Annotated in this window: 19 protein-coding genes; 7 read left to right on the top strand and 12 right to left on the bottom strand. The window is 72.2% G+C overall.

The features are described 5' to 3' along the window. Nucleotides 1-9: 9 nt before the first annotated feature. A complete protein-coding gene (locus tag Q0863_RS09170; protein ID WP_298577443.1) occupies nucleotides 10-684 on the bottom strand; it encodes a 3'-5' exonuclease in 675 nt (224 codons plus the stop codon). Between the two features lies 1 nt (nucleotide 685). Then, nucleotides 686-2,503 (bottom strand): putative nucleotidyltransferase substrate binding domain-containing protein, encoded by a 1,818-nt coding sequence (locus Q0863_RS09165; protein WP_298577441.1) that lies wholly within the window; start codon nucleotides 2,501-2,503, stop codon nucleotides 686-688. Nucleotides 2,504-2,613: 110 nt separating this feature from the next. On the opposite strand from Q0863_RS09165, the gene acs reads away from it, so the two are divergent. Continuing rightward, nucleotides 2,614-4,557: an acetate--CoA ligase gene (acs, locus tag Q0863_RS09160; RefSeq protein ID WP_298577439.1), complete on the top strand. Its 1,944-nt coding sequence runs from the start codon at nucleotides 2,614-2,616 to the stop codon at nucleotides 4,555-4,557. A gap of 86 nt (nucleotides 4,558-4,643) precedes the next feature. Then, the gene (locus tag Q0863_RS09155; RefSeq protein WP_298577437.1) at nucleotides 4,644-5,312 is read left to right on the top strand and encodes a response regulator transcription factor; all 669 of its coding nucleotides are present in this window, start codon (nucleotides 4,644-4,646) and stop codon (nucleotides 5,310-5,312) included. A gap of 32 nt (nucleotides 5,313-5,344) precedes the next feature. Here the strand turns inward: Q0863_RS09155 and Q0863_RS09150 are convergent, their stop codons facing one another. The 9 genes from Q0863_RS09150 to Q0863_RS09110 all read right to left on the bottom strand — a co-directional run bounded on the left by Q0863_RS09150 (nucleotide 5,345) and on the right by Q0863_RS09110 (nucleotide 16,322). Beyond that, the gene (locus tag Q0863_RS09150; RefSeq protein ID WP_298577435.1) at nucleotides 5,345-5,833 is read right to left on the bottom strand and encodes a hypothetical protein; all 489 of its coding nucleotides are present in this window, start codon (nucleotides 5,831-5,833) and stop codon (nucleotides 5,345-5,347) included. Between the two features lie 18 nt (nucleotides 5,834-5,851). After that, the gene (locus Q0863_RS09145) at nucleotides 5,852-9,301 is read right to left on the bottom strand and encodes a PAS-domain containing protein (protein WP_298577433.1); all 3,450 of its coding nucleotides are present in this window, start codon (nucleotides 9,299-9,301) and stop codon (nucleotides 5,852-5,854) included. 211 nt (nucleotides 9,302-9,512) lie between these two features. Continuing rightward, nucleotides 9,513-9,677 (bottom strand): 50S ribosomal protein L33, encoded by a 165-nt coding sequence (gene rpmG, locus Q0863_RS09140; RefSeq protein ID WP_133000225.1) that lies wholly within the window; start codon nucleotides 9,675-9,677, stop codon nucleotides 9,513-9,515. A 13-nt stretch (nucleotides 9,678-9,690) separates the two neighbouring features. Continuing rightward, on the bottom strand, nucleotides 9,691-9,927 hold the full coding sequence (gene rpmB, locus Q0863_RS09135; protein ID WP_146385816.1) for a 50S ribosomal protein L28: 237 nt from the start codon (nucleotides 9,925-9,927) through the stop codon (nucleotides 9,691-9,693). 256 nt (nucleotides 9,928-10,183) lie between these two features. After that, on the bottom strand, nucleotides 10,184-12,901 hold the full coding sequence (locus Q0863_RS09130) for a bifunctional acetate--CoA ligase family protein/GNAT family N-acetyltransferase (protein ID WP_298577427.1): 2,718 nt from the start codon (nucleotides 12,899-12,901) through the stop codon (nucleotides 10,184-10,186). A 109-nt stretch (nucleotides 12,902-13,010) separates the two neighbouring features. Beyond that, nucleotides 13,011-13,931: a ParB/RepB/Spo0J family partition protein gene (locus Q0863_RS09125; protein WP_298577425.1), complete on the bottom strand. Its 921-nt coding sequence runs from the start codon at nucleotides 13,929-13,931 to the stop codon at nucleotides 13,011-13,013. Then, nucleotides 13,928-14,752, bottom strand: coding sequence for an AAA family ATPase (locus Q0863_RS09120; protein ID WP_298577423.1), 825 nt, complete (start codon nucleotides 14,750-14,752; stop codon nucleotides 13,928-13,930). Before Q0863_RS09120 ends, Q0863_RS09125 begins: the two co-directional genes overlap by 4 nt. A gap of 183 nt (nucleotides 14,753-14,935) precedes the next feature. Further along, nucleotides 14,936-15,577, bottom strand: a complete 642-nt coding sequence (gene rsmG / locus Q0863_RS09115; RefSeq protein ID WP_298577422.1) for a 16S rRNA (guanine(527)-N(7))-methyltransferase RsmG — start codon at nucleotides 15,575-15,577, stop codon at nucleotides 14,936-14,938. 130 nt (nucleotides 15,578-15,707) lie between these two features. Next, nucleotides 15,708-16,322, bottom strand: coding sequence for a 4'-phosphopantetheinyl transferase superfamily protein (locus Q0863_RS09110; protein ID WP_298577419.1), 615 nt, complete (start codon nucleotides 16,320-16,322; stop codon nucleotides 15,708-15,710). Nucleotides 16,323-16,408: 86 nt separating this feature from the next. Between Q0863_RS09110 and Q0863_RS09105 the strand changes: the two genes are divergently transcribed. The 5 genes from Q0863_RS09105 to Q0863_RS09085 all read left to right on the top strand — a co-directional run bounded on the left by Q0863_RS09105 (nucleotide 16,409) and on the right by Q0863_RS09085 (nucleotide 20,208). Continuing rightward, nucleotides 16,409-17,797 (top strand): AMP-binding protein, encoded by a 1,389-nt coding sequence (locus Q0863_RS09105; RefSeq protein WP_298577417.1) that lies wholly within the window; start codon nucleotides 16,409-16,411, stop codon nucleotides 17,795-17,797. A 200-nt stretch (nucleotides 17,798-17,997) separates the two neighbouring features. Next, the gene (locus tag Q0863_RS09100) at nucleotides 17,998-18,264 is read left to right on the top strand and encodes a GlsB/YeaQ/YmgE family stress response membrane protein (RefSeq protein ID WP_298577416.1); all 267 of its coding nucleotides are present in this window, start codon (nucleotides 17,998-18,000) and stop codon (nucleotides 18,262-18,264) included. Nucleotides 18,265-18,462: 198 nt separating this feature from the next. Continuing rightward, nucleotides 18,463-18,912, top strand: coding sequence for a PepSY domain-containing protein (locus Q0863_RS09095; RefSeq protein ID WP_298577415.1), 450 nt, complete (start codon nucleotides 18,463-18,465; stop codon nucleotides 18,910-18,912). Nucleotides 18,913-19,132: 220 nt separating this feature from the next. Continuing rightward, nucleotides 19,133-19,777 carry a DUF5671 domain-containing protein gene (locus Q0863_RS09090; RefSeq protein ID WP_298577414.1) on the top strand — a complete coding sequence of 215 codons (645 nt, stop codon included), beginning with the start codon at nucleotides 19,133-19,135 and terminating at the stop codon, nucleotides 19,775-19,777. Then, on the top strand, nucleotides 19,774-20,208 hold the full coding sequence (locus tag Q0863_RS09085; RefSeq protein WP_298577412.1) for a hypothetical protein: 435 nt from the start codon (nucleotides 19,774-19,776) through the stop codon (nucleotides 20,206-20,208). The genes Q0863_RS09090 and Q0863_RS09085 overlap by 4 nt, the downstream gene beginning before the upstream one ends. 144 nt (nucleotides 20,209-20,352) lie before the next feature. Here Q0863_RS09085 and xth read toward each other — a convergent pair whose 3' ends face one another. Then, complete coding sequence (xth, locus tag Q0863_RS09080) at nucleotides 20,353-21,126, bottom strand: exodeoxyribonuclease III (RefSeq protein ID WP_298577410.1); 774 nt, start codon at nucleotides 21,124-21,126, stop codon at nucleotides 20,353-20,355. Between the last annotated feature and the right edge of the window lie 42 nt (nucleotides 21,127-21,168).

Genomic DNA, 21,168 nt, shown 5'->3' with positions numbered 1-21,168 from the left:
CGCCCCCGCCTATTCCCCTTTGGTCGAATACGCCGGCAACGGGTGTTCGCCCCGCTGCCGGCCGCGCCCGCCGGGGACCGGCTTGCGCGCGGCCTGCAATGCCAGCCAGCACAGGCCGACGGTGACCGCATCGCCGAGTGCGCTGTGGCGGCCGAGCACCGGCACGCCGAGGCTGTCGGCGATGTGCTGGAAGTCGAGGTTGGGTGGTGCGTCGGGCTGCGCGCGGCGCGCACGCGCGGCAAAGGCGTCGGCCAGATCCACGCGCGGATTGGGCAGGCCGAAGCCGGCGAGCGCGCGCACGTGCGGCGACAGCATCGCCAGGTCGAAACCCAGGTGGTAGCCGAGCAGGGTCCGTCCTCCCAGCCAGTGCAGGAACTCGCGCACCGCGGCGGTGACCGCGATCCCTTCGGCCGCTTCTTCGGGCGTGATGCGATGGTGCCGGATCGACTCGATGCCGAAGGCGCGGTCGGCGCGGATGCGTCGTTCGAAGCGCTCGGAGGTCAGCACGCGCCCGTCGCGCACGGGCACCGCGGCCAGGCTGAGGATGTGGTCCTGCTTCGGGTCCAGGCCGGTGGTTTCCAGATCCAGGCTGACCCACTCGCCGGGTGGCGCCGGGCGCAGCAGGCCGGCCCATTCGCCGTCGCCGACCTGCCGCCTCCGCCACCAGCGCCTCAGTGCGCGCATCCTAGTCGCGCAGGTGGAAGCTTTGGCGGACGTGGGCGCGGAAGTCCTTGACCACGTGCAGCGCGTCGCGCATCAGCTCGCGGTCCAGCCGCCGCAGCCGCGAGGGATCGATGTGGTTGCCGGCCGCGCGGCCCTCGTCCAGCGCGGTGAACTGGGCATCCAGGCGCATGTGCTGGAACACGTTGAGCGCCTGCGGCAGGTCGCGGCCCAGCCCGGGCGACAGTTCCCCGCACTCGACCAGCGCGGCGCAACGTTCGCGGCTGCCGGTGGCCCGGATCCCGTGGCGCAGCGCCAGGCAGCGCAGGCCGTGCACCACCGGGAAGATGCCGCCCTTCTTGATGTCCGTGCCCGCGCCGTCGCTCCTGACCCGGCCGAAGAAGGTCAGCGGGGTGTCGAACTCGAGGGTGGCCGCGGCGAGATGGTGCAGCAGGATCTCGTCGTGCCCCAGCGCCATCAGCGCGTCCTTGACCGGCGCGAACAGCGCCGTGTTGCCGGCGATCGGGCGCGCGTCCAGCGCGATCGACAGGTCCAGGGCGCCCTGGCCGCCATGCACGCTCTTCCACTGGCCGATGCGTTCGCGCCACTGCGCCGCGCGCATCCGCCAGTGCGGGTTGTCGACCATCACGCGTCCCGGGCAGGGCGGATAGCCGACCTTCGCCAGCGCGGCGCTGAAGCGGTCCATCGCATCGGCAAGCCCCGGCCACTCGAGTCCGTCGGCCAGTACCAGCGCATTGTCCTGGTCGGTCTTGAGCAGCTGCTCGCGGCGGCCCTCGCTGCCCATGACCAGCAGGCAGATGCCCTCGCGCAGCTCCGCCGGCACCATCAGCTCGAAGATGCGGCCCATGACCAGGCTGTTGAGCGCGCTGACCAGCTCCATCATGTAGGGGATGCGCGCGCCGTGCAGGTTGAGGCTGCGCACCAGCCGGGTCATGCCCGAGGCGGCGTCGGCGATCGCGTCGATGTCGCGCGCGCGCGCCAGCCGCAGGCTGATCAGGTGCGAATGGCTGGCGAAGTGCGCCAGCACCTCGGCCATGCCCAGCGTGCCCGCGACGCGGCTGCCCTCGGTGACCACCACGCGTTCGATCTGGCGCTCGGTCATGTCGATCAGCGCCTGGAACAGCACTTCGCCGGTGCCGATGGTGGCGAGCGGGCGGCTGGCCAGCGGGCCGATCGGCGCCTCCAGCGGCAGGCGCTGGCGGGTGAGTGCATCCAGCAGGTCGGTGCGGGTGACGATGCCGGGTTCTTCGTGCGCGGGGTCGTAGACCAGCAGGCAGTCCACGCGCCGCTCGCGCAGGCAGGCGCTGGCATCGGCGATGCTGGTCGCCGCATCCACGCGCTCGGCAGGCGCCAGGTCGGCCTCGCCGACCCGGATCACCATCAGTTCGGCGGTTTCGCGGCGCTCGCCACCGCCCGACAGGCGGCCCTTCGTCGCCAGCCCCTCATTGAAATAGGCGGCCACGCGCGGGTTGTCGGCGAGCAGCTGGCGGAACAGGTCGGCGGGGATGAGGTGGCTCAGGCAGTCGCCTTCGGTGCGGTAGCTCAGTCGCGCGCGCCCGGCCATCACCGCCCAGGCCCCGATGACGTCGCCCGGCCCGTAGTCGGCGAAGCGCTCCGCGCGCCCGCGGTCGTCCACCTGGAAGGCGTGGACCAGGCCCTTGAGGAGGACGAAGACGTGCGGCGAGGGCTTGCCGGCCTCGATCAGCGTCGTGCCGCCGGGATGGAAGCCGATGTCGACGCCCGCGTGCAGGCGCCGGCGCCCGGCCTCGTCGAGCAGGTCGAACGGCGGCAGGCTCAGGTCCAGGCCGGGCACGGGGTCCATGCCATGCATTGTGCGTGGCCCGCGGCGGCCGGGGAATAGACCAAGGTCTAAGCCGCGCTGCACTGCAATGCGGCACACTGGGGCGGCCACGTTCCAGAGGATGAGCCGCCATGTCCGATCTCTATCCCGTGCCCGACGCCTTCGCCGCGCAGGCCAACGTCACCAGGGCCGACTACGAGCGCGACTACGCCGAGTCCGTCCGCGACCCTGAAGCGTTCTGGGGCCGGATCGCGCAGCGGATGGAGTGGATGAAGCCACCCGCGCGCATCCGCGACGTCAGCTTCGACCGCCAGAACTTCCAGATCCGCTGGTTCGCCGACGGCGAACTCAACGCCAGCGTGAACTGCCTCGACCGCCACCTGGCCACGCGCGGCGACAAGACCGCGCTGATCTTCGAGCCGGACAATCCCGGCGACGCGCCACAGCACGTCAGCTACCGCGACCTGCACGCCCGCGTCTGCCGCCTCGGCAACGCCCTGCGCAACCTGGGCGTGGGCAAGGGCGACCGCGTCACCATCTACCTGCCGATGATCGTCGAGGCCGCGGTGGCGATGCTCGCCTGCGCCCGCATCGGCGCCATTCACACGGTGGTGTTCGGCGGTTTCTCCTCCAACTCCATCGCCGATCGCGTGCGCGACAGCGGGGCCAAGCTCATCATCACCGCCGACGAAGGCCTGCGCGGCGGCAAGCGGGTGCCGCTCAAGGCCAACGTCGACGCCGCGCTCAGGCTGCCTGGCACCACCACGGTGGAAACCGTCGTGGTCGTGCGCCACACCGGCGGCACGGTGGACATGCAGATGCCGCGCGACCGCTGGTACGACGCGATCGTCGAGGACCAGCCCGCCACCTGCGAACCCGAGCGCATGAACGCGGAAGACCCGCTGTTCATCCTCTACACCTCCGGCTCCACCGGCAAGCCCAAGGGCGTGCTGCACACCACCGGCGGCTACCTGCTGTTCGCGTCCTATACGCACGAGTGCGTGTTCGACCTCAAGGACGACGACATCTACTGGTGCACCGCCGACGTCGGCTGGGTCACCGGCCACAGCTACATCGTCTACGGGCCCCTGGCCAACGGCGCGACATCGCTGATCTTCGAGGGCGTGCCCAGCTATCCGGATGCTTCGCGTTTCTGGCAGGTGATCGACCGCCACCAGGTCACCATCTTCTACACCGCACCCACCGCGATCCGCGCGCTGATGCGCGAGGGCGAGGAACCGGTGAAGAAGGCCTCGCGCAAGTCGCTGCGGCTGCTGGGCAGCGTGGGCGAGCCGATCAATCCCGAAGCGTGGCGCTGGTACTACGACGTGGTTGGCGATGGCCGCTGCCCGATCGTCGACACCTGGTGGCAGACCGAAACCGGCGGCATCCTGATCTCGCCGCTGCCCGGCGCGGTCGACGCCAAGCCCGGTTCGGCGACGAAGCCGTTCTTCGGCGTGCAGCCGGCGATCGTCGACGCCGCCGGCAACATCCTCGAGGGCGCCTGCGAGGGCAACCTGGTCCTGCTCGATTCCTGGCCGGGCCAGATGCGCACCGTTTACGGCGACGACCAGCGTTTCTTCGACACCTACTTCTCCACCTATCCGGGCATGTACTTCACCGGCGACGGCGCGCGCCGCGACGCCGACGGCGACTACTGGATCACCGGGCGCGTGGACGACGTGATCAATGTCTCCGGCCACCGCATCGGCACCGCCGAGGTCGAGAGCGCGCTGGTGCTGCACCCGAAGGTGGCCGAGGCCGCGGTGGTGGGCTTCCCGCACGACGTCAAGGGCCAGGGCATCTACGCCTACGTGACCCTGGTGGCGGGCGAGGTGGAGAGCGACGAACTGCTCAAGGAGCTGGTGGCGCACGTGCGCAAGGAGATCGGACCGATCGCATCGCCCGACTTCCTGCAATGGGCGCCGGGCTTGCCGAAGACGCGCTCGGGCAAGATCATGCGCCGCATCCTGCGCAAGATCGCCGAGAATGCGCCCGACCAGCTCGGCGATACCAGTACCCTGGCCGACCCCTCGGTGGTGGACTCGCTGGTGAAGAACCGGCACGGCGCATAGGCGCCGCCCGCGGTACCAAAACGTCAGGCGCCGGCCGTCGTGCCGGCGCCACACAACCCGTTCCGCAGGAGGCGGAACTCCCCCGCATGACGACGATCCTGGTTGCCGACGACCACCCCCTGTTCCGCGAGGCCCTGCGCGGCGTGGTGGGGCGCAACGTCCCGGGCGCCGAACTGCACGAAGCCGACAATGCGGACGGCCTGTACGCGATGGCCGACGCCCATCCCGACGCCGACCTGCTGCTGCTCGACCTGAACATGCCGGGCGCGCAGGGCTTCAGCGCGCTGGTGCACCTGCGCGGCCTGCATCCGCAGCTGCCGGTGGTGATGGTCTCCGCGCGCGAGGAGCCGGCGGTGATCCGGCGCGCGCTCGACCACGGCGCGATGGGCTTCATCCCCAAGTCGTCCAACGCCGATGCGCTGGGCGCCGCGCTGCGCCGGGTGCTCGACGGCGACCGCGTCGTGCCCGACATCGCCGGCTCGGCGCCGGCGACGGCGCCCGACGAACACGATGTGGCCGCGCGCATCCGCGAGCTCACGCCGCAGCAGTTCCGCGTGCTGCAGATGCTCGGCTCGGGCAAGCTCAACAAGCAGATCGGCTACGAACTGGGCGTGTCGGAAGCCACGATCAAGGCGCACATGAGCGCGATCCTGCGCAAGCTCGGCGCGTCCAACCGCACCCAGGCCGTGCTGATGGCCGGCCGCCTGTCGGTCGATCCGGAGCAGGTGGTGCCACTGGATGACGAGGGCGAGTAGGGGCCGCGACCTGTCGCCTGGCCCGGCAGGCCTCAGTGCGCGTGCCGGTGCCTGCCGTAGCGCTCGAGGTAGTGGCGCGCGAACGGATCCAGCGGCATGTCGCCCAGGTCGGCGCGGTCGTAGGCGCGCAGCCCGGCAAGCGGGGTGAACGCATCGGCGTCCACGCGCTCCAGCGCGCGCAGGCGCAGGCGGTAGCCCCCATGGTGGTAGCGCGCCGGCAGGCCCACGCCATCCAGCCATTCCAGCACCACGCGCCCGCCGTCGGCGCCCGGACCCACATGCCGCGTCGCCTGCATGCCCAGGCGGCGTACGCGCCCGCTGACGGGGAGTTCCGCGCGCCGCGCGGGCGGCAGGATCCCCGTCAGCGCGTCCCATTCCGGCAGTTCATCCAGCGTACGCAGGTCCCCGGGCGAGGCCACCACCATCGCGCCATGCCCGGCGAACATCTCGATGCGTTCGATGCCGTCATCCAGCCGGCGCCAGAGCCTCGCCGGCGCGTCGTTGTCCTCGCGGTACTCCACCCGCGCCTCGGCGGCGGCTCAGGCCTCGGCGCCGCTCCGCCGCCGCTGGGCGGTCAGGAAGGCGCGCAGCGAGGCCGGCTTCACCGGCTTGGTCAGGACCCGGTAGCCGCGCGTGCGCGCGGCCTGCTTGAGCGCATCGCCGCCATCCGCGGTGAGCAGGGCGCCGGGAATCGCGCGTCCGGCCGCGGCGCGCAGCGCATCGAGCGTGTCCAGCCCGTCGAGCCGGTCGTGCAGGTGGTAATCCACCAGCAGCACGTCGGGCGCCTGCGCCACCTTCTCCAGCGCCTCGTCCACCGTGGTCGCCAGCATCGTGGTCACCTGCCAGCGCGAGAGCAGCGCTTCCATGCCGGCCAGGATGTCGCGATCGTTGTCCACGCACAGGACCGACAGCGCGTGCAGGTCCTGGTCGATGGGCCTGTGCGGCGTGCTGGCGGCCTGCACGGCCAGCGCGGCGCCGCGCGGCACCACGATCGAGAACATGCTGCCGCGGCCGACCACCGAGCGCGCGTCGAGCGCATGCCCGAGCAGGCGCGAGATGCGCTGGCAGATCGACAGCCCCAGGCCGAGGCCGCGGCCGTCCCAGTCGAAGGGCTGTTCGTAGCGGTGGAATTCCTCGTAGATCTGGCGCATGTGGTGTTCGGGAATGCCGGGCCCGGAATCCCAGACCTGCAGCGCGACCTGGTCGCCGCGCGGCCGCGCCGCCAGCACCACCCGCCCGCGCGGCGTGTAGCGCAGCGCGTTGGCGATGAAGTTCTGCAGCACGCGGCGCAGCAGCCGGCGGTCGCTGCGTACCGGCAGCACCGGCGCGTACACGCGGATGCCGATGCTGCGCGCGGCCGCCATCGGCGCGTACTGCGCGGCCAGCTCGCGCAGCAGCGCGCCGGCGTCGAAGTCGGTGATCTCGGGCTGCAGCTTGCCCGCGTCCAGGCGCGAGACGTTGAGCAGTCCGTCGAGCAACTCCTCGGCCGCACGCAGCGCGGTGTCCACGCGCTCGGCCAGGTGCGCCTGCTCCTGGGGCTGCGTGCTCTCGCGCAGCGCCGAGGTGAACAGGCGCGCGGCGTTGAGCGGCTGCAGTACGTCGTGGCTGACCGCGGTGAGGAAGCGCGAACGCGATTCCTGCGCGGTCTCGGCCTCGCGGGTGCGCTCGGCCACGCGCTGCTCGAGGTGTTCGTTGATCTCGCGCAGCTCGCGCTCCACGCGCTTGTAGTCGGTGACGTCGCTGTAGCTGGTGGCGTAGCCGCCGCCGGGCAGCGGCTGGCCGCGCAGCTCCAGCACCTGGCCGCTGGCGCGCACGCGCTCGCTCACGTGCGCCGAGCCGGCGCGCATGTAGCCGATGCGCTTGTCCACCTCGGCCTCGATCTCCTCCGGGCTGAGCCGGCCGAGCTCGCCGCGCTCGGCGTTGTAGCGGATCAGGTCGGCGACCGGGCGGCCGATGTAGAGCATGCCGTCGGGATAGTCGAACAGCTGCTGGTAGCGGCGGTTCCAGGCGACCAGGCACATGTCGCCGTCGACCACGCTCACGCCCTGGTCGATGTTCTCCAGGGTGTTGGACAGGATTTCGCGGTTGAAGCGCAGCTCCTGGCCGGCCTCGTCGAGCACCGCCACTACCTCTCCGACCTCCATGCCCGAGCCCTTGAGCACGCTGGTGACCACCAGCCGCGCCGAGGCCGCGCCGACCGCCGCGGCCAGCAGGCGCTCGGTGAACTGCACCCAGTTGCGGTCGGCGCGCGCCTGCGGCTGCAGCTCCTGCGACAGTTCGTGCGCGTGCTGCGCGAAGGCGCGCTGCGCGGTGCGCTCGCCGACGATGCGGCTGGCCAGCACCTGCAGGTCGCCGAGGGTCACGTTGCCCTTCCATTCGCCGGCCGCCAGCGCGCTGCGTTGGGCGTAGGGATCGAGGAAGGGTGCGGCGCGCAGGCGCTCGTCGAGGTTGGGGCGCCAGCGCGCCGAGACCAGCAGCAGCGCACCGATGTTGCACAGCAGCGACCAAAAGGTGCCGTGGGTGAGCGGATCCCAGCCCCACAGGCCGAACAGCTGCCGCGGGCGCAGCCAGTGGATGCCGAACGGGCCGTCGCGCAGCCAGGCCGGGTCGAACCAGCCGGCGTCGGTGAGCGTGGGCAGCAGCAGCGTGTACAGCCACACCGTGAAGCCCAGCAGCAGCCCGACCTCGGCGCCGCGGCGGCTGGCGCCGTGCCAGTACAGCCCGCCGATCAGGGCCGGCGCGAACTGCGCGACCGCCGCGAACGACATCAGGCCGAACGACGCCAGCGAGGCGTCGCTGCCGCTGGCGCGGTAGTAGCCCCAGGCCATGCCGGCGATGCCGACGATAGCGATGCGGCGGATCCAGAGCACGGTCGCGGCGACGTCGCCGCCATGGCGCTCGGCCCAGCCGCGGCGCAGCAGCAGCGGCATCACCAGGTCGTTGCTGACCATGGTCGCCAGCGCCACGCTGGCCACGATCACCATGCCGGTCGCCGCCGAAAAGCCGCCGACGTAGGCCAGCAGCGCCAGCGTGTCGCGCTGCTCGGCCAGCGGCAGCGCCAGCACGAAACTGTCCGGCGCGACGTCGCTGGCGTTGCCGAACAGCACCATGCCCGCGCTCGCGATCGGCACCACCATCAGGGTGACGATCACCAGGTAGGCGCCGAACATCCAGCGCGCGCGGCGGATGTCGGCGACGTTGCCGCATTCGACGATGGCCACGTGGAACTGGCGCGGCAGGCAGAAGATCGCCGCGAACGCGAGCAGGCACTGCGCGGCGAAACCGACCGGCGGCGCGACGTCGACCAGGGCGCGGGTGGCGGCCACGTAGTCGATGTCGCGCGCGCCCAGCCAGCTGCTGGCGAACAGCCCGACCGCGACCAGCGCCACCAGCTTGACCAGCGATTCGAGCGCGACCGCGAGCATCATGCCCGGACGGTGTTCGGTGGCATCGACCTGGCGGGTGCCGAACAGGATCGCGAACAGCGCCATCAGCGCCGCCACGTACAGTCCCGGGTCGCCCAGCGCCGGGCCGTTGGGATCCTGCCCGGCCAGCACCACGACGCTGATGGCGACCGCCTTGTACTGCAGTGCCAGGTACGGCACCGCGGCGATCAGCGCGATCGTGGCCACCAGCGCGGCCAGCGGCTGCGAGCGGCCGAAGCGCGAGGCGATGAAGTCGGCGATCGAGACCGTGTTCTGGCTCTGCGCGACCTTGGCCATGCGCTCGAGGATGCGCCAGCCGAACAGCAGCAACAGCAGCGGACCGAGGTAGATCGGCACGAAGCCGATGCCCGAGCGCACCGCGGTGCCGACCGCGCCGTAGAAGGTCCAGGACGAGCAGTACACCGCCAGCGCCAGGCTGTAGACCAGAGGCCGCAGCCACGGCCGCTGCGGATACAGCGGATAGCGGTCGCCGATCCACGCCACCGCGAACAGCAGCGCGGCGTAGCCGACCGACACCAGCAGCAGAACCCAGCCCGGCAGCATCCAACCCTCCCCCGATTGATGCGCGCTGGGAGTGTAGCGCGGGCGTCGGCGGGCTGCGGGCGCCGGCGGGGGGCAGGCGGGCGACGACGGTCCGGCGCCCGCGCCAATGATGCCGCCAGAAGCGGAAAACCCGCCTTGCGGCGGGTTTTTCCTGGACCCCGCCTTCGCGGGGGTAAGGCAATGTCAGCTGCGCTGCGCGCAGGTCATTGCGTCACTTGATCTTGCCTTCCTTGTAGACCACGTGCTTGCGGACGACGGGATCGTACTTCTTGATCTCCATCTTGCCGGGGGTGTTCTTCTTGTTCTTGTCCGTGGTGTAGAAGTGGCCGGTGTTGGCCGACGAAATCAGACGGATCTTGTCGCGCTTGCTTGCCATGACGTGGGACTCCTCAGACCTTCTCGCCGCGCTTGCGCAGGTCGGCGAGCACGGCGTCGATGCCGTTCTTGTCGATGGTGCGCAGGGCAGCCGTGGAAACGCGCAGCTTCACCCAGCGGTTCTCGCTGGCGACCCAGAACCGGCGCTCGTGCAGGTTGGGCATGAAGCGGCGGCGGGTTTTGTTCATCGCGTGCGACACGTTGTTGCCGGTCGTCGTACGCTTGCCGGTGACTTGGCAGACTCGGGACATTGCACACCTCGAAAGTGTCATGGTGCCCCCCTTGGCCAGGGAGGCGGCGGCCCCGGCGGGCGCGGCCGGAGCCGTGCCTGCCACGCGTTGCGGGTCAGGATCGCTGGGCGGGAGGCGGGCGGAAAGCGCGTGTCCGGCCGGTCCTTGCCCCGAACCTGGAAAGGTTCGGGGCGCAGCGAGCCGGGCATTATGCCTGCCGGCCGGCCCGTGGACAAGTCGGGTCCCGCCTCTTCCGCCCGGGCAGTGGCGGGCGGGCTCAGGCAGGCGGGTGCGGCCCGGGGCCGGCGCCGACCGGCAGGCGCACGATCATCAGCGCCGGATCGTCGGGATCGGGCTGCATGGCGAACCCCAACTGGGCGCACATCGCCAGCATGCCGCGGTTCTGCCGCAGCACCTGGCCCTCGACCTCCTGCAGGCCGAGCCAGCCGGCGACCTCGATCATGATCGTCATCAGCTGCCGCCCCAGTCCCTGGCCCTTGAGGTCGGAGCGCACCAGGATCCCGTACTCGCCGGCCTGGTAGTTGGCATCGGCGTGCAGGCGCACCGCGCCCAGCATGGCGCCGGACCCGTCCAGCGCCAGCAGCGCGATCGAGCGCGCGTAGTCCATCTGCGTGAGCCGCGCGATGAACTCGTGGCTGAAGTGCTTCACCGACTGGAAGAAGCGCAGCCGCAGGTCCTCGTCGGTGACGTGGGTGAAGAACTCGCGGAACAGTTCGTCGTCTTCCGGCCGCACCGGCCGCACGAACGCGGGCTGGCCGCTGTCCAGCGTGATCGTGCGCTCCCATTCGCTGGGATACGGGAAGATCGCGAAGCGCGGATGGCCGCGGCCCTTGTGCAGCGCGTCCACGGGGCCGACCAGGATGCGGGCGTCGACCGCGACCGCGCCGGCGGCGTCGGCCAGCAGCGGATTGAGGCTCATCTGCCGGATCTCGGGCACGTCGGCCGCCAGCTGCGCCAGCTTCACCAGCGCCAGCGCGATCGCGCGTTCGTCGGCGGCGGGCTGGTTGCGGTGCGCCTTGAGCCGGCGCGCCACGCGGGTGCGCCCGATCAGCTCGTGGGCCAGGCGCAGGTCCAGCGGCGGCAGCGCCAGCGCCAGGTCGTCGACCACGCGCACCGCGGTGCCGCCGCGGCCGAACACGATCACCGGCCCGAACACCGGGTCGTCGGCGATGGCCGCGATCAGCTCGCGCGCATGCGGGCGGTCGACCATGGCCTGCACGGTGACGCCGCGGATGCGCGCGTCGGGACGGCGCTCGCGCGCCAGCCGCGGCACGTCGGCGGCGGCGTCGCGCACCGCCCCGGCGCTGGCCAGGTTCAGGCGCACGCCGTCGACCACGCTCTTGTGCGCGATGTCGGGCGAATCGATCTTCACCGCCACCGTGCGCGTCGCCGCCAGAAGCGGCATCGCCGCCTCCACCGCGGCGTCAGGATCGGCGGCCGGCAGCGGCGCTTCGTACGGCAGCCCGTAGGCGGCCAGGATGCGCGCGGTGGCCTGCGGATCGAGCTGGACCTCGCCGCGCGCCACCGCCGCCTGCACCAGCGCGCGCGCGGCCGCGGCGTCGACGGTGAAGTCGGCCGGCAGGCTGGGCGGGGTCTCCATCAGCGCCTGCTGCGCCTCGCGGTAGCGCACCAGGTGCATGAAGCCGTGCACGGCCTCGGTTTCGGTGGTGTAGCTGGGCAGCTGCGCGCGGTGCAGGACCGCTTGCGCCTGCGGATCGCTCGACAGCCAGACCGCGAACACCGGCTTGCGCGCGGCCGCGCCCTTGCGCCGCGCCAGCGCGTCGACCAGCGCCTGCGCCGATTCGGTGGGCGGCGACAGCGCGGTCGGCACGTTGACCACCAGCAGCGCGTCGTTGCCCGGATCGTCGAGCAGCGCCTCGACCGCGGTCGCGTAGCGCGCGCCGTCGGCGTCGACCACGATGTCGACCGGGTTGTCGCGCGACCAGCCGCCCTGCAGCAGGCCGTCGAGGGCCTGCACCGTCCCGTCCGACAGCGGCGCCAGGGTGCCGCCCAGGCGCTGCAGCTGCTGCGCGGCCAGCACGCCCACGCCGCCGCCGTTGCCCAGGATCGCCAGGCGCCGGCCGGGGAAGGTGCGCAGCGTGCCCAGGGTTTCGGCGGCGGCGAACAGGTCGTCCAGGGCGTCGACCTGCAGCAGGCCGGCGCGGCGGAACGCCGCGGCGTGCACCGCCTCGGACGGCGCCAGCGCGCGCAGGCCGATCTCGGCGATGCTCTGCGGCGGCTGCGGCCGCGCCGACTTGACCACCACCACCGGCTTGGCGCGCGCCGCCGCACGCGCGGCCGACATGAACTTGCGCGCATCGCCGATGCGTTCGACGTAGAGCAGGATCGAGCGCGTGCGCGGATCGGTGGCGAGGTAGTCGAGCAGGTCGGCGAAATCCACGTCCAGCGCGTCGCCCAGCGACACCACTTTCGAAAACCCCACCGAACGCGAGGTGCCCCACTCGATCAGGGCCGCGGCGATCGCGCTCGATTCGGACACCAGCGCCAGTTCGCCCGGCTGCGGGGTGCCTGCGGCGATGCTGGCGTTGAGCCGGGCATGGGTGGAGACGATGCCCAGGCAGTGCGGCCCGAGGATGCGCATGCCGCGCGGGCGCGCGGCGCGCACGATGCGCGCGTGGAAGGCCTCGCGCGCGGCCGCGTCGGATTCGGCGGTGAGCAGGACCGCCGCGGCGACGCCGAGCGCGGCGGCTTCCTCGACCAGCGCGGGTACCACCGCCGGCGGCGCGGTGATGACCGCCAGGTCCGGGACCCAGCCCAGCTCGCGCAGCCGGCGCACGGTGGCGATGCCGTCGATCTCGCGGTAACGCGGGGTGACCCAGCCGATCCGGCCCGCAAAGCCGGATGCGTGCAGGTTGCGCATCACCGCGCGCCCGGCCGAGCGCTCGCGCGGGCTGCCGCCCACGACCGCGATCGACGCGGGGGAAAACACCGAATCCAGGCGCCAGGTGCTCATGGGCACACAGTATCGTGCGGGCCTGTCCCTGCCGCGTGGTCGGGGCGGGGAGCCGCGCCGCCCGTTCCGATCGGGCGTGGCCTGTCCGCCGGCCGGCCGGCGCCGGGCATCAGGCGCGCTGCCGGCTCCGCAGCCGCTCCAGCACGCCGTCGAGCGCGTCGAGGTTGGCGTAGTGGATCACCAGCTTGCCCTTGTTGGCGCGGCCGTTGTGGATGCTGACCTTGGCGCCGAGCGATTCGGACAGCTCGTTCTCCAGCGTGGCGATGTCCGGCGCCACCGCGGCCTTGCCGGCCGGCTTCTTCTTCGACGATCCGGGCAGCTTGCCGGCGGCGAACTGCGCGGCGCGGTGCTCCACCTCGCGCACCGACCAGCCGTGCTCGGCGGCGTCGTTGGCCAGCTTGACCGCCAGCTCCGGCGCCAGGGTCAGCAGCGCGCGCGCGTGCCCCATCTCCAGCCGCCGGGCTTCCACCAGGGCGCGGATCGGCGCGGGCAGCTCCAGCAGGCGCAGCAGGTTGGACACCGCCGCGCGCGAACGGCCGACGGCGCCGGCGGCGGCGGCATGGGTCAGGTCGAACTCGTCGATCAGCCGCTGCAGCGCCTGCGCCTCCTCCAGCGGGTTGAGGTCCTCGCGCTGGATGTTCTCGATCAGCGCCATCGCGATGACGGTGCGATCGTCGACCTCGCGCACCACCACCGGGATCTCGGTCAGGCCGGCCTCCTTCGAGGCGCGCCAGCGGCGCTCGCCGGCGATGATCTCGTAGGTGCGGTCGGGCAGGGCGCGCACCACGATCGGCTGGATCACGCCCTGGGCCTTGATCGACTCGGCCAGCTCGGTGAGCTTGCCGGCGTCCCACTGACGCCGCGGCTGGTACTTGCCAGCGCGCAGGGCGTCGACCGGCAGCGTGCGCAGGGTGTCCTCAGGCGCGGCTTCCAGGTTCGGCGCCTCGGCGGCGGCCTTGGGGCCGAGCAGGGCTTCCAGGCCGCGGCCGAGGCCGCGCTTCTTCGCCGGCGCGGACTTGGCGCTGCTCATGCCGGGATCTCCGTCACGTTCGCTTCCTTCTGCTGTGGGTCGCGCGCGGCCTGCTCGCGTTCGCGGCGCCGCCGCTCCACCTCGCCCGCCAGGCCGAGGTAGGCGATGCCGCCGCGCGAGCTGCGGTCGTAACCGATGATGCTCTGGCCGTGGCTGGGCGCCTCGGCGAGGCGGACGTTGCGCGGCACGATGGTGCGGAACACCTTGTCGCCGAAATGCTCGACCAGTTCGGCCGATACCGCGTTGGCGAGGTTGTTGCGCACGTCGAACATGGTACGCAGCACGCCCTCGATCTCCAGTGCGGGGTTCAGCCGCTGTTTGAGCGCATCGATCGTGTCCAGCAGCGCGCTCAGGCCCTCCAGTGCGTAGTACTCGCACTGCATCGGCACCAGCACCGAATCGGCCGCGGTCAGCGCGTTGAGGGTGAGCAGCGACAGCGCCGGCGGGCAGTCGATGATGATGTAGTCGTAGCGCGGCCGCAGCGGTTCGAGCGCGCGCTTGAGGCGCTGCTCGCGGCCGGCCTCGTCCATCAGCTCGATCTCGGCCGCGGTCAGGTCGGTATTGCCGGGCAGCAGGTCGAAGCCTTCCACCGTCTCCATGATCGCGTCCTCGGCGTGCAGCTCCTCGAGCAGCACGTCGCAGGTCGACGCCTGCAGGTCGCGCTTGTCGATGCCGCTGCCCATGGTCGCGTTGCCCTGGGCGTCGAGGTCGATCAGCAGCACCCGCTTCGGCGTGGCGGCGAGCGCGGCGGCCAGGTTGACCGCGGTGGTGGTCTTGCCGACGCCGCCCTTCTGGTTGGCGATGGCGATGATGCGGGCCATGGGTCCGGGTGCCTTTGGTAGCGGCGGGGGGTTGGCCGCAGGGCGCGGCCCGGACAGGGGATTATGCCGCGCATCGGCCCAACGCGGCGCGTCGATGCCAAACCCGCCGCCGCGGGCCCCGTCCCCGGACGCGCCGCGCGCTTTTTTTCGTCCAGGCCGCGGCCGCGCGGGCGGCCGCAGGCCTCAGTCCTGGCGTTCGACCACGACCAGGTGGCGTTCGGCCGCCAGTCCGGGCACCGTCAGCGGGTGCACCGCCTGCAGCTGCCAGCCCGGCGGCAGGGCGGCGATCTCCTCGTCCGGGCGCACGCCCTTCATCGCCAGCAGGCGCCCGCCGGGCGCCACCAGGTGGCCGCCCACGGCGAGGATGTCGGGCAGCGTGGCCAGCGCGCGCGCGGTGATCGCGGCATATCGCCCGGGTTCGTCCAGCGCCTCGGCGCGGCTTTCGGCCACCCGCGCATTGTCCAGCCGCAGCGCCCGCACCGCCTCGCGCAGGAACCGCGCCTTCTTGCCGTTGGACTCGACCAGCGTGACCCGCAGGTCCGGCAGCGCCAGCGCCAGCGGGATCCCCGGCAGGCCGGGGCCGGTGCCGAGGTCGGCCAGGGTGTCGATCCCGGCCAGGAACGGATGCATGGCCAGCGAGTCGAGCAGGTGCAGGGTGACCATCTGCCGCGGGTCGCGGATCGCGGTGAGGTTGTAGGTCGCGTTCCAGCGCTGCAGCAGGGCCAGGTAGTCCAGCAGCGGCGCGGCCAGCGTGCGCGCCAGCCCGAGCGCGTCGAGTCCGGATTCGAGTTCGGCGCGCAGGGCCGCGGCGTTGGGATCGGTCATGGCGACATTGTAGGAGGCGCGGCTGCGAGGCCGCCCGTCGTGCCGGTCGAGGCCCCACCCATGCGCCGCGTGCGGCGCCGCGGCAGTGCGCACCGCGTCGGCGCGACGGCGCGACGCGCCCGGATCGGCCTCAGGCGCGATCGTCCACCCGCGCCGGCGCCGGCGTGCGCCAGGCCAGCGTGGCCAGGTATTCCGGGGCGGGGCTGAACGCATGCAGGCGCCAGTCGCCGGGCGCACCCAGGGCAGGATCGCAGGCGCTCAGCCGCCAGCCCTCGCCGTCGCGGCTGAATTCCAGCCGCTCCAGGCCGAAAACGATGCCGCGCCCGTGCGCCTTGAGCACCGCTTCCTTGGCGCACCACAGGCGTACGAACCAGCGCTCGGCCTGGTCGTGCGGCAGCGCGGCCAGCGCGTCGGCCTCGCCGGCGGTGAAGAAGCGCCGGGCCAGCGTCATCGCATTCGGCCGCGGCCGCAGCCATTCGATGTCGGCGCCGATGCGCGCACCGTGCGCCAGCGCCACCAGCAGCCGTTCGCCGCTGTGGCTCCAGTTGGCGTCGTATCCGCCCTGGCCGGGATCGAGATGGGGCCGGCCGTGCGCATCGCGACGCAGCCCCAGCGCCGCTTCCGGCACCGCCAGCGCCTGCGCCAGCCAGCGCCGCGCCTGCGGTTCGGCGGGTTCGCCGCGGCGGTAGGGAAACCAGGCGCAGCGGACCGGACCGATCGCGAGGCTGTGTTCGGGGCTGGGCATCGGCAGGCGCGGGTTCTTCGTCGCAGCGGCGCGCCAGCGTAAGCTACCCGCCGTGGCGGCGTGAATGGATCCGCCGGTCGGGGCGCATGTCGGCAGTCATCCAGCACAGCACAGCACAGCCGGCGTCGGCCGGCGCCACGCTGCCGGCGGGCGCGGACACCGCGCGCTTCGCCTTCGACGGCGCCGGCGCCACGGCGTGCGCGCAGTTCGCCGCGCACGTGCGTGCGCTGGCCGCGCGCCTGCCCGCCGCGGCGTACGCGGTCAACCTGTGCGAGGACCGCTACCGGTTCCTGGTCGCGTTCTGCGCGGTGGCCGTGCGTGGCCAGGCCAACCTGCTGCCGCCCAGCCGTACCCGCGCGGCCATCGACGAGGTGCGCGCGCAGTATCCCGACAGCTATTGCATCGGCGACGGTGACGCCTGCGGTTGCGACGCACTGCGCCCCGACGGGCATTTCGTGGCGCTGCCGGCGACGCTGCCCGGACTCGACGGCGCGCCGCTGCACATCGACGACGCGGCCGTGGTCGCGATCGGCTTCACCTCCGGCAGCACCGGCACGCCGTCGGCGAACGCCAAGACGCTGGGGTCGTTCCGCACGAGCACCGCGCAGAACCTGGCCGCGCTGGCCAGCCTGTGGCCGGCGGGCACGGTGCCGGACGTGGTAGCCACGGTGCCGCCGCAGCATATGTACGGCGTGGAGCTGTCGGTGATGCTGCCGCTGCTCGGTGGCGCCGCGGTGCATCGGGGACGTCCGTTCTTTCCGCAGGACATCGCCCGCGCGCTGGAGGAGGCGACCGCGCCGCGGCTGCTGGTGAGCACGCCGGTGCACCTGCGCGCGCTGCTCGAGTCGGGCGTCGCGCTGCCGCCGCTGGCAGGCATCGTCACCGCCACCGCGCCGCTGCCGCCGGAACTCGCCGCCGAGGCCGAGTCGCGCTTCGGATGCGAGGTGCGCGAGACCTTCGGCTCCACCGAAACCTGCATCTTCGCCTTCCGCCGCACCGCGCGCGACGCGGCCTGGACGCCGTATCCGGGCGTGCGCCTGCAGCCGCGGCCGGACGGCACCCTGGTGTCGGCGCCGCACCTGCCGCAGCCGGTACTGCTGGCCGACCTGGTCGGGCTGCAGGACGATGGCCGCTTCGTGCTGCACGGCCGCCAGGCCGACCTGCTCGAGATCGCCGGCAAGCGCGCGTCGCTGGCCGACCTCACCCGCCGCCTGCTGGCGCTGCCGGGCGTGCGAGATGGCGCGATGTTCCAGCTCGATCCCGGGGCCGGCGGCGTGCGCCGAATCGCGGCGGTGTTCGCCAGCGACACGCTCGACGAAGCCGCGGTACGCGAGGCGCTGCGGCGCAGCGTCGATCCGGTGTTCCTGCCGCGGCCGCTGCGCCGCGTCGCCGCGCTGCCGCGCAACGAGACCGGCAAGCTGCCGCGCGAGGCGCTGCTGCGCCTGTTGCGTGGCGACGCCGCCGCCGGGTCCTGACGGATCCGGGCTGCGCGGCTCGCCCAGGCAGGCGACGCGCGGTGCCGATGACGTTGCGCGCCTGCCGGCGCAGGCGTTCCCGCATCCCCGCAACAGAGGCTATCGCGCCGGCCCACCTACTGACATCGCCGTCACGATCCCGCTGCCAGCATGGCCCCACTCCGAACGGAGTCTGACCACAACTCATCGGGAGACAGCGCATGGGCATCATCATCTGGCTGATCGTCGGCGGCATCGTCGGCTGGCTGGCGAGCATCATCATGAAGCGCGATGGACAGCAGGGCATCCTGCTCAACATCATCGTCGGCATCATCGGCGCGCTGATCGGCGGTTGGCTGATCGGCCCGCTGCTCGGAGCCGGTTCGATCAACGACGGCATCACGGTCATGAGCTTCATCGTCTCGCTGATCGGCGCGGTGATCCTGCTCGCGATCGTCAACCTGTTCCGCCGCGGAAGCGTCCGCTGACGCGACCACGTCATGCAGGGACGCAGGAAAGGCCCGGCCATGCCGGGCCTTTCCTTTTGGGCCGGGCCACGCGATCGGCATCCCGACCTTCTCGCCGTCCATGCATCGATGAACCGCGTCCGCCGTCCGCGTCCGGCTTCACCGTCGATTGAAGCGGCCGCGCCCAGCATGCGCACTCCCACGATCCAGGAGTCGAACATGTCCAGCCCGATGCCATTCCGTCGTACAACCCTCGCCGTGACCGCCACGCTGCTGCTGGCCGGCCTGCCGGCGATGGCCCAGGAAGCCCAGGAGGCGATGACCGCCGCCGAGGTCCGGGCCAGGCTCGAGGCGCAGGGCTACACCAAGATCAACGACGTCGAGTTCAAGGACGGCGTCTGGAGCGCGGACGCGCGCAGCGCCGACGGCAACCGCGTCGACCTGTCGATCGATCCGAAGACCGGCGAGATCTATCCCGACGAGCAGGTCGCCAACCTGGGCGAGGCCGACGTCGAGGCCAGGCTCACGGCCGCAGGCTACGCCAAGGTCCATGACATCGAATTCGAGGACGGCGTCTGGAAGGCCGAAGCCGAGGACCCACAGGGCAAGGACGTCGAGCTGCGCCTGGATCCGGCCACCGGCAAGGTGATCGGCAAGGCGCGCGACTGAAGTCCGCGGCGGCTGCGGTCGAAGGCGCCATCAGCGCGTCTTCGTCGCAGCCGCGCCTGCGCGTGGCGCGCGCCAGGCGTGTCCCCCGCCCGGCGGATGCGCAGGCGTCCGGTTTCATCCTCACCCGCGGGTCGCGCGATCGTCGACTCGACCGGCGCGGCTTGACCTCCGGCGTCTCCCGGCGCAGCGTCGGCGTCCACCGCGCGACCAGGACACCGCCATGGCATCGGCTGCACAGGAACTCGAACGCTTCGTCCAGGATGCACTTGCCGCCGGCGCTTCGCGTCAGGAGGTCGAGGCGGCGCTGGTGTCGGCCGGCTGGGCGCCGGACCAGGTCCGGCGGCCGCTCGCGGCCTGGGCGGACGTCCCGTTCCGCGTGCCGGTGCCCAGGCCGCGCCCCTACCTGTCCGCGCGCGATGCCTTCCAGTACCTGGTGCTGTTCACCACGCTGTACCTGTCGGCCTGGCACCTGGGCAGCCTGCTGTTCGACCTGATCGAGATCGCGCTGCCCGATGCGGCCGATCCGGACTATCGCGTGCAGGGCCTGGCGCGTTCGATGCGCTGGTCGGTGGCCACGCTGCTGGTCGCGTTCCCGGTGTTCGCGTTCATGGCGCAGCGGATCGGTCGCGAGGTCGCGCGCGATGCGTCGCGGCGACTGTCGGCGGTGCGACGCTGGCTGACCTACCTGACCCTGTTCATCGCCGCGGCGGTGCTGATCGGCGACCTCATCACCCTGGTCTACAACCTGCTCGGCGGCGAGCTGAGCCTGCGCTTCGTGCTCAAGGTGCTGGTGGCCGGGGTGATCTCCGGCGCGATCTTCGCCTGGTACCTGGCCGACCTGCGCAACGAGGAGCGCGAGGCATGAGCGGCCCGGGACGCGGGCGCATGCTGGTGATCGCCGCCGGCGTGGCGATCGCCGCGACGGTGGTGGCGGCGCTGCTGGTGACCGGCCTGCCGGATGCGCAGCGGCAGGCGCGGCTGGACGAGCGCCGGGTGCAGGACCTGCACCGGATCGATCTGGCGATCCGGGCCCACGCCCGCCAGCACGATGCATTGCCGGCGACGCTGGACGGCCTCGGCGAGGCGACCGGCCGCCGGCTGTCCTTGGCCGAGCCGGGCACGGGCGCGCGCTACGGGTTCAGCGTGCCCGCCCCCGACCGCTACCGGCTGTGCGCGGTATTCGCCACCGACAGCCGTGACCGCGCTGCCGGCGACGTGCCGGAGGGATGGGCACATCCCGCCGGCCCGCACTGCTTCGAGCGTCGCCTGGACGCGGACGGCGACGCGCGCCGCTGAGTCGCCATTGGCGGCCGCCACGAACGCGGTCGATGCGATGCCCGAAAGGCCGCTGTGTGCCCGCGCGTTCGCAGCGGTGCCGGCATCCGCAAGGACGGCGGCTGCGCGATGCGAACCGCTCCGGCGAAGCCACCTGAACAGGCTTCAGCCTGCCAGCCGCACCCAGGCCGGGGCGTGGTCGCTGGGGCGTTCCCAGGTGCGCGGCTCACGGTCGATGCCCGACTCGACCGCCTGCGCGCGCAGCGCGTCCGACACCAGGGTCAGGTCGATCCGCAGGCCCAGGTTGCGGCGGAACGCGGCCTGCCGGTAGTCCCACCAGCTGAAGATGCCGGCCTCCTCGCTGTGCAGGCGGAACGCATCGTGCAGGCCCAGCGCCTGCAGCCGCACCAGCGCCTCGCGCTCGGCGGCCGAAGTCAGGATGTGGCCCTCGTTCCACAGGGTCGGGTCGTGCACGTCGCGCGCGTCGGGTGCGATGTTGAAATCGCCCAGCACCACCATCCGCGGATGCCGCTGCAGTTCCTCCGCCAGCCAGGCGCGCACCGCCTCCAGCCAGCGCAGCTTGTAGGCGTACTTCTCGGTGCCCACGTCCTGGCCGTTGACCACGTACAGGTTGACGACGCGCACGTCGCCCACCGTGGCCGCGATCACCCGCTTCTGCTCGTCCTCGAAACCGGGGATGCCGTACTGCACCTCGCCGATCGGACGGTCGCGGGCGAGGATGGCCACGCCGTTGTAGGTCTTCTGCCCGCAGAACACGCTGCGGTAGCCCAGCGCGGCGAGCGCGTCGTCGGGAAAGCGCGGATCGTCGAGTTTGGTTTCCTGCAGCCCGACCACGTCGGGCGCGAATGACTGCAGCCACTGCACCAGGTGCGGCAGGCGCACGGTGAGGGAGTTGACGTTCCAGCTGGCGATGCGCATGGGTCGGGTCGTCGTGCTCGCGCGGCCCGGGCCGCGGGTCGG

Origin of the sequence: uncultured Luteimonas sp. (genome assembly GCF_947492465.1) — a bacterium.
In the GTDB taxonomy this organism is placed as follows: domain Bacteria; phylum Pseudomonadota; class Gammaproteobacteria; order Xanthomonadales; family Xanthomonadaceae; genus Luteimonas.
Note: the sequence above shows the minus strand (reverse complement) of the source record. Positions and strands in the feature narration are given on the sequence as shown.

What these genes read in the sequence shown, in the direction of transcription:
- Q0863_RS09095 (WP_298577415.1), top strand. Translation starts at nt 18,463, where the DNA reads ATGTCCAGCCCGATGCCATTCCGTCGTACAACCCTCGCCGTGACCGCC.
- rpmB (WP_146385816.1), bottom strand. Translation starts at nt 9,927, where the DNA reads ATGTCCCGAGTCTGCCAAGTCACCGGCAAGCGTACGACGACCGGCAAC.
- Q0863_RS09130 (WP_298577427.1), bottom strand. Translation starts at nt 12,901, where the DNA reads ATGAGCACCTGGCGCCTGGATTCGGTGTTTTCCCCCGCGTCGATCGCG.
- Q0863_RS09085 (WP_298577412.1), top strand. Translation starts at nt 19,774, where the DNA reads ATGAGCGGCCCGGGACGCGGGCGCATGCTGGTGATCGCCGCCGGCGTG.
- Q0863_RS09120 (WP_298577423.1), bottom strand. Translation starts at nt 14,752, where the DNA reads ATGGCCCGCATCATCGCCATCGCCAACCAGAAGGGCGGCGTCGGCAAG.
- rpmG (WP_133000225.1), bottom strand. Translation starts at nt 9,677, where the DNA reads ATGGCAAGCAAGCGCGACAAGATCCGTCTGATTTCGTCGGCCAACACC.
- Q0863_RS09090 (WP_298577414.1), top strand. Translation starts at nt 19,133, where the DNA reads ATGGCATCGGCTGCACAGGAACTCGAACGCTTCGTCCAGGATGCACTT.
- Q0863_RS09105 (WP_298577417.1), top strand. Translation starts at nt 16,409, where the DNA reads ATGTCGGCAGTCATCCAGCACAGCACAGCACAGCCGGCGTCGGCCGGC.
- xth (WP_298577410.1), bottom strand. Translation starts at nt 21,126, where the DNA reads ATGCGCATCGCCAGCTGGAACGTCAACTCCCTCACCGTGCGCCTGCCG.
- Q0863_RS09100 (WP_298577416.1), top strand. Translation starts at nt 17,998, where the DNA reads ATGGGCATCATCATCTGGCTGATCGTCGGCGGCATCGTCGGCTGGCTG.
- acs (WP_298577439.1), top strand. Translation starts at nt 2,614, where the DNA reads ATGTCCGATCTCTATCCCGTGCCCGACGCCTTCGCCGCGCAGGCCAAC.
- Q0863_RS09170 (WP_298577443.1), bottom strand. Translation starts at nt 684, where the DNA reads ATGCGCGCACTGAGGCGCTGGTGGCGGAGGCGGCAGGTCGGCGACGGC.
- Q0863_RS09165 (WP_298577441.1), bottom strand. Translation starts at nt 2,503, where the DNA reads ATGGACCCCGTGCCCGGCCTGGACCTGAGCCTGCCGCCGTTCGACCTG.
- Q0863_RS09145 (WP_298577433.1), bottom strand. Translation starts at nt 9,301, where the DNA reads ATGCTGCCGGGCTGGGTTCTGCTGCTGGTGTCGGTCGGCTACGCCGCG.
- Q0863_RS09110 (WP_298577419.1), bottom strand. Translation starts at nt 16,322, where the DNA reads ATGCCCAGCCCCGAACACAGCCTCGCGATCGGTCCGGTCCGCTGCGCC.
- rsmG (WP_298577422.1), bottom strand. Translation starts at nt 15,577, where the DNA reads ATGACCGATCCCAACGCCGCGGCCCTGCGCGCCGAACTCGAATCCGGA.
- Q0863_RS09155 (WP_298577437.1), top strand. Translation starts at nt 4,644, where the DNA reads ATGACGACGATCCTGGTTGCCGACGACCACCCCCTGTTCCGCGAGGCC.
- Q0863_RS09125 (WP_298577425.1), bottom strand. Translation starts at nt 13,931, where the DNA reads ATGAGCAGCGCCAAGTCCGCGCCGGCGAAGAAGCGCGGCCTCGGCCGC.